Origin of the sequence: Agreia sp. (assembly GCF_964263775.1) — a bacterium.
GTDB lineage: Bacteria > Actinomycetota > Actinomycetes > Actinomycetales > Microbacteriaceae > Agreia.
Genome location: NZ_CAXVWM010000173.1, coordinates 1 through 5491 on the forward strand (window position 1 = coordinate 1; position 5491 = coordinate 5491).

The 5491-nt window shown below is 67.0% G+C and carries 9 protein-coding genes; 8 read left to right on the forward strand and 1 reads right to left on the reverse strand.

Features of this window, described 5'->3' with window-relative positions; all coding sequences use genetic code 11:
- Positions 1 to 130 precede the first annotated feature (130 nt).
- The 3 genes from ACE5CZ_RS12415 (at position 131) to ACE5CZ_RS12425 (ending at position 2337) form a co-directional block, all read left to right on the forward strand.
- Positions 131 to 970, forward strand: a complete 840-nt coding sequence (locus ACE5CZ_RS12415; protein ID WP_374947648.1) for a metal ABC transporter ATP-binding protein — start codon at positions 131 to 133, stop codon at positions 968 to 970.
- Positions 967 to 1872, forward strand: a complete 906-nt coding sequence (locus ACE5CZ_RS12420; RefSeq protein WP_374947643.1) for a metal ABC transporter permease — start codon at positions 967 to 969, stop codon at positions 1870 to 1872. The genes ACE5CZ_RS12415 and ACE5CZ_RS12420 overlap by 4 nt, the downstream gene beginning before the upstream one ends.
- Positions 1873 to 1938: 66 nt before the next feature.
- Positions 1939 to 2337 carry a Fur family transcriptional regulator gene (locus tag ACE5CZ_RS12425; RefSeq protein WP_374947644.1) on the forward strand — a complete coding sequence of 133 codons (399 nt, stop codon included), beginning with the start codon at positions 1939 to 1941 and terminating at the stop codon, positions 2335 to 2337.
- A gap of 70 nt (positions 2338 to 2407) precedes the next feature.
- Here ACE5CZ_RS12425 and ACE5CZ_RS12430 read toward each other — a convergent pair whose 3' ends face one another.
- Positions 2408 to 2878 (reverse strand): hemerythrin domain-containing protein, encoded by a 471-nt coding sequence (locus ACE5CZ_RS12430; protein WP_374947645.1) that lies wholly within the window; start codon positions 2876 to 2878, stop codon positions 2408 to 2410.
- Between the two features lie 289 nt (positions 2879 to 3167).
- On the opposite strand from ACE5CZ_RS12430, the gene rpmB reads away from it, so the two are divergent.
- The 5 genes from rpmB to ACE5CZ_RS12455 all read left to right on the forward strand — a co-directional run.
- Positions 3168 to 3404, forward strand: a complete 237-nt coding sequence (rpmB, locus tag ACE5CZ_RS12435) for a 50S ribosomal protein L28 (RefSeq protein WP_055782318.1) — start codon at positions 3168 to 3170, stop codon at positions 3402 to 3404.
- On the forward strand, positions 3404 to 3571 hold the full coding sequence (gene rpmG / locus ACE5CZ_RS12440; RefSeq protein ID WP_055782315.1) for a 50S ribosomal protein L33: 168 nt from the start codon (positions 3404 to 3406) through the stop codon (positions 3569 to 3571). The genes rpmB and rpmG overlap by 1 nt, the downstream gene beginning before the upstream one ends.
- 3 nt (positions 3572 to 3574) lie before the next feature.
- Positions 3575 to 3880: a 30S ribosomal protein S14 gene (rpsN, locus tag ACE5CZ_RS12445; protein WP_374947646.1), complete on the forward strand. Its 306-nt coding sequence runs from the start codon at positions 3575 to 3577 to the stop codon at positions 3878 to 3880.
- Positions 3881 to 4237: 357 nt separating this feature from the next.
- Positions 4238 to 4525: an HU family DNA-binding protein gene (locus tag ACE5CZ_RS12450; RefSeq protein ID WP_044443721.1), complete on the forward strand. Its 288-nt coding sequence runs from the start codon at positions 4238 to 4240 to the stop codon at positions 4523 to 4525.
- A 225-nt stretch (positions 4526 to 4750) separates the two neighbouring features.
- Positions 4751 to 5491, forward strand: a 741-nt coding sequence (locus ACE5CZ_RS12455) for a copper resistance D family protein (RefSeq protein ID WP_374947647.1), incomplete at its 3' end; no start/stop codon positions are given.

A 5491-nucleotide genomic window follows, 5' to 3' on the forward strand; every position in this document is an offset into this window, starting at 1 on the left:
CTTCGGGGCGAAGTCGGGCGCAGAGGCGGGCGCAGAGGCGGCGCCCGCATCTCCCCCAGCGCCCCGCACCCCCGCGCCCCGCGATGTCGTGCTGCGCGTGCGCGGCGGGGTACTGCAGTTCGGGGAGCGCATGCTCTGGCATGACCTCGACTTCGACGTGCGCGCCGGCGAGTTCATCGCCGTGCTCGGAGCCAACGGATCGGGCAAGTCGAGCCTGCTCAAAGTCATCCTGGGCCAGCAGTCGCTCAGTTCCGGAACAATGTCTTTCGAGGGCGAGCCCGTCACCCGGGGCAACCGACGCATCGGGTACATTCCGCAGCAGAAGCTCGCCGACGAGGGGGCTCCCCTGCGCGGTCGCGATCTCGTCGCCCTCGGAGTGGACGGGCACCGCTTCGGGCTGCCTCTGCCCCGGGCCGCGCGGCGCCGCGAGGTCGACGCCCTGCTCGATTCCGTCGGCGCATCCGAGTACGCGAATGTGGCCGTGTCGACCCTCTCGGGTGGCGAGCAGCAGCGGCTGCGGGTCGGCCAGGCGCTCGCGGGCGACCCGCGCCTGCTGCTCTGCGACGAACCCCTGCTCTCGCTCGACCTCGCCCACCAGCGCGCGGTCTCCGAACTCATCGACGCGCATCGCCGGCAGCGCGACCTCGGGGTGCTCTTCGTCACCCACGACATCAACCCCGTGCTCGACATGGTCGACCGCGTGCTCTATCTCGCCGGCGGATCCTTCCGCATCGGCACTCCCGACGAGGTGCTGCGCAGCGAGGTGCTCTCCGAGCTCTACGGCTCGCCCGTCGACGTCATCCGCACCCGCGGCCGCGTCATCGTGGTGGGGGTGCCCGATGCCCAGCACGGGCACGACGGCCACGTGCATCACGACGACGGCCACGTGCATCCGGATGCCGGCCACGGGCATCACGATGCCGGCACGACCGGCTCGCTCACCGCCCTGCGCGACGGGTCGCGGCGGTGAACGGCGTCGACTGGGCCGAGCTGTGGTCGCAGGTCTTCAACTTCGCCGACTACGGCGAGCTGCTCGCGCTGCTGCACAACTCGATCATTGCGGGCGCCGTGCTCGGCGTCGTGGGCGGCCTCATCGGCGTGTTCGTGATGTCACGCGACATGGCGTTCGCGGTGCACGGCATCAGCGAGCTGTCGTTCGCGGGAGCATCCGCCGGGCTGCTCTTCGGCGTCGGGGTCGTGGAGGGGTCGATCGTCGGATCGATCGCCGCCGCCTTGATCATCGGCTTCCTCGGAGCCAAGTCGCGCGATCGCAATTCGATCATCGCCGTGCTGATGCCTTTCGGGCTCGGCCTCGGCATCCTGTGTCTCGCCCTGTACCCGGGCCGCAGCGCCAACAAATTCGGGCTGCTCACGGGCCAGATCGTGGCCGTCGACGACCCGCGGCTCAACTCGCTCATCGCCATCTCGATCGTCGTCGTCGTGGGGCTGCTCATCGTGTGGCGCCCGCTGACTTTCGCGAGCGTCGACGCCGATGTCGCGTCGGCGCGGGGTGTGCCCGTGCGCGCGCTGTCGATCGTCTTCATGGTTCTGCTCGGGCTCGCCGTCGCCGTGTCGGTGCAGGTCGTCGGATCGCTGCTGGTGCTCTCGATCCTGGTGACTCCGGCCGCCGCGGCCCTGCGGGTGTCGTCGTCGCCGATTGTCGTTCCCCTTCTCAGCATGCTGTTCGCGGTGCTGTCGCTCGTGGGTGGAATTCTGCTCGCGCTCGGCGGATCGGTGCCGATCAGCCCCTACGTGACCACGATCTCGTTCGTCATCTACGTGGTCTGCCGCGTCGTCGCCGCGTCGCGTGCGCGACGGGGCGTCTCGGATCGCCGCGTGTCGGCTCGACGGCCGGTGGCCCTGGATGCCTAGGCGAACCACAGCGACAGCGGTTACGGTTGAGGGGATTTCGGCCACGCGTGGCCTCGGAGGTGGAACATGGTCGTGAAGCGCAATACCTGGCAGCGTGAGGCGGTGCGCGCCGCACTCGGCACCCAGGTGGGGTTCGTCAGCGCGCAGGGCCTGCATTCGAACCTGCACTCCACGGGGTCGCACATCGGCCTGGCCACCGTCTACCGCGCGCTCGCCGACCTCGCCAACGAGGGCGAGGCCGACTCGCTGCAGTCACCGGAGGGCGAAAGCCTCTACCGGGCGTGCAGCACAGGGCACCACCACCATCTGATCTGCCGCAGCTGCGGCCTCACGGTCGAGATCGAGGCCGACGAGGTCGAGTCGTGGGCGCGGCGCACCGCGGCTCTGCACGGATTCTCGCGGCCCGAGCACGTGGTCGACATCTTCGGCTTCTGCAGCTCCTGCGTGCCGACGCCCGCGGGCTGAGCGCCGCGCGCCTCCCGCGACGGCGTGCGTCCGCGGCGGCGTGCCTCGTCGCGGCTCTCGTGGCAACTTTTCAGAGGGGCCCGAGCACGTCGCTCACCTCTGCACGCAGGTCGAGACTGTCGAGCACAGTGAGTAGCTGCCGCTCCTCATAGCCGAAGTGGCTCTCCATGATGGCGGCCACGCCCTCAAGGTGGCGGTCGAGTTCCGCCGTCGACGCGGACCGGTCGACTGCGGCCCTGAGACCGCCGAGCAGGTGACCGATCATCGAGTGGTCCCGCTCGAGCGCGCGCAGCACGGGCGACAGCTGTGGGTGCGCCTGTTCGATCGCGGGAAACAGGGCGCGATCCTCACCTCGATGGTGAGCGTCGAGTGCGGCGCAGAAGCCGTGGCAGAAGATGAGCAGGTCACGACTGGCCTCTTCTGCAGAGCCGCCGTCGCGCACGGCCTCGCGAGTCACGCACAGCGCAGCGCGAATGCGCTCGTGCACAGTGCGTAGTTCTCTGCTCCAGGCGATGAGCCTGGTCGTGTCGCGCTCAGTCACGCGACGAGGAAGGGGGCGATGAGAGCATCAACGATCCTTCAGTCCGGCGCCTCCATGCCTGACACGGACTGTCACCAGCACGCGACGCTGCCGCAATCATAAGGCGAAAGTGTCGTACGGTTGCGCCTCGCGGGCGCGTCGTTTACAGTTGGTAGCTGGTCGAGCGGCTTCTCCGCTCGCATGTACACCACTCCCTGCACGATTCATTTGGGGCAGACGTGTGCCGACAAGCAATCTTGGGTAGAACGCGTGGGTGACTGCGTTTTTCTACGGTAAATAGGAGGAAACCATGGCAGCAACCTGCCAGGTGACCGGCGCCATTCCCGGCTTCGGACACAACATCTCGCACTCGCACCGTCGCACGAAGCGCCGGTTCGATCCGAACATCCAGAAGAAGACGTACTACGTTCCGTCGCTTCGTCGTAATGTGACCCTGCAGCTCAGCACCAAGGGCATCAAGGTCATCGACGCACGCGGCATCGAGAGCGTCGTCAAAGATCTTCTCGCCCGTGGGGAGAAAATCTAATGGCCAAGTCACAAGACGTCCGTCCGATCATCAAGCTGCGTTCGACCGCCGGCACGGGTTACACCTATGTCACCAAGAAAAACCGCCGCAACAACCCCGACCGCCTCGTGCTCAAGAAGTACGACCCGGTCATCCGCCAGCACGTCGATTTCCGGGAGGAGAGGTAACACATGGCCAAGAAAAGCATGATCGCCAAGAACGAGAAGCGCAAAGTCATCGTCGCTCGCTACAACACGAAGCGCCTTGAGCTGAAGAAGGCCCTGGTCAGCCCGACGTCGACCGACGCCGAGCGCGAGGCCGCCCGCCTCGGCCTGCAGAAGCTGCCCAAGAACGCATCCCCTGTGCGCGTGCGCAGCCGTGACGCGGTCGACGGCCGCCCCCGCGGTGTTCTCACGAAGTTCGGCATCAGCCGTGTTCGCTTCCGTGACATGGCTCACCGCGGCGAACTTCCCGGCATCACGAAGAGCTCCTGGTAGTCCAGCAGTTCTGATCTGAGCATCCGAAAGGGGATGCCGACCTTCGGGCCGGCATCCCCTTTCTGCACCCGGCCCACCCTTCGCGGATGAGGACGCCACCTTTCGCGGATGAGGACGCCACCTATCGCGGATGAGGAAAAAACCGTCGACACGCCGTGGCGCACGCCGCCGAAATCGGCGAGTCGCGACTTTTTCCTCATCCGTGAAACGACCGGGAGGCGCGTGAATCCGCGCAATCCCGGCGATCTCTGATACATTCGTCACGGTCGAACAGACCAGACGTGTGGCCTATCCAAGGTTTCCACCGTTTCGTTTCGAGAGCTGCCTCGCGCAGCACAAGGTCCGAGGAGGACACCCATGGCTGATAAGTCACTCAACAAGACCGAGCTCGTCGCCCAGGTCGCTGCTGCATCGGGCCAGACGCAGTCCGCTGTCAACGAGGTTCTCGACGCCCTCTTCGCGACGCTCGCGGAGTCGGTCGGCAACGACGTCAAGGTCACCATCCCGGGATGGCTCGCCGTCGAGCGCACCTCGCGTGCAGCCCGCGCGGGACGCAACCCGCAGACGGGCGAGGCCATCCAGATCGCCGCCGGTCACTCGGTCAAGATCTCTGCTGGCTCGAAGCTCAAGGCTGCTGCCAAGTAGTCTTCCCAGACTTTTCTTCATCCTCAGGGGTGTCCACCTTCGGGCGGACACCCCTGAGGCGTTAACGACGTTGACTCTCGGGCCGTGACGTCGTCGAGTGGCGTCATGACGCCCATCCGAGACCGCAGGATGGGCACGACGCCGCCGCGCGTCGGCCGCGTGTGCCCGGTTCGTCCCGGAGGGGCGCAGCACCGGGCCCTCGGGAAGAACGCGTAAAGTTGTGAGGTGCCGAGAGTCGTTCGAACAGTGGGTCCCGCCGTGCTCCTCGCGGTCGGTTTCGTCATGCTGCTCGTCGGCTTGCGCCTCGCCGGTGGGGCGGATGCGCAATTGCTGCAAGATCCCGGCCCGGTCGTGCGCTACGGCATCCCGGTCACCAAGATGATCGTGAACCTCGGGGCCGCCGGCGTGCTGGGGACCCTGGTGCTGGCCATCTTCGCGCTCCGCTCCGACAAGCCCGAGTTCACCCGTGCCCTCGATGTGGCCGCCGGGTCTGCCGCCGTGCTCACCGTGGCCTCCGCCGCGACGGGCTTTCTCACCTTTCTGCAGCTCACGGTCAAGGCGGTGCGCTTCGACAACTCCTACGGAGAGCTGCTCGGCCAGTTCGTGACCCAGGTCGAGATCGGCGAGGCCTGGCTGACCACCACGCTGATCGCAGCGGCCGTCACGGTGCTCTGCTTCGCCGTGCGCAACCTCACCGCGCTCGTCTTCGTGGGCGTGCTCGCCGTGGCGATGCTCGTGCCCATGGCGCAGCAGGGACACGCCGCCGGAACGACCGGCCACGACGCCGCCATCACCGCGCTGGGACTGCACCTCGTGTTCGCGGCGATCTGGCTCGGCGGCCTTCTCGTGCTCGTGATCATCGCGCCGCAGCTCGACAACGACCGCATGCTGTCTGTGATCTCGCGCTATTCGAGCGTGGCGCTCGTCGCATTCATCGTGGTGGCGGCATCCGGTTATGTCAGCGCC

Excerpts from the sequence above, each read along its gene's own strand:
- rpmG (WP_055782315.1), top strand. The coding sequence starts at position 3,404 with ATGGCCAAGTCACAAGACGTCCGTCCGATCATCAAGCTGCGTTCGACC.
- rpsN (WP_374947646.1), top strand. The coding sequence starts at position 3,575 with ATGGCCAAGAAAAGCATGATCGCCAAGAACGAGAAGCGCAAAGTCATC.
- ACE5CZ_RS12425 (WP_374947644.1), top strand. The coding sequence starts at position 1,939 with ATGGTCGTGAAGCGCAATACCTGGCAGCGTGAGGCGGTGCGCGCCGCA.
- ACE5CZ_RS12450 (WP_044443721.1), top strand. The coding sequence starts at position 4,238 with ATGGCTGATAAGTCACTCAACAAGACCGAGCTCGTCGCCCAGGTCGCT.
- rpmB (WP_055782318.1), top strand. The coding sequence starts at position 3,168 with ATGGCAGCAACCTGCCAGGTGACCGGCGCCATTCCCGGCTTCGGACAC.
- ACE5CZ_RS12415 (WP_374947648.1), top strand. The coding sequence starts at position 131 with ATGCTCTGGCATGACCTCGACTTCGACGTGCGCGCCGGCGAGTTCATC.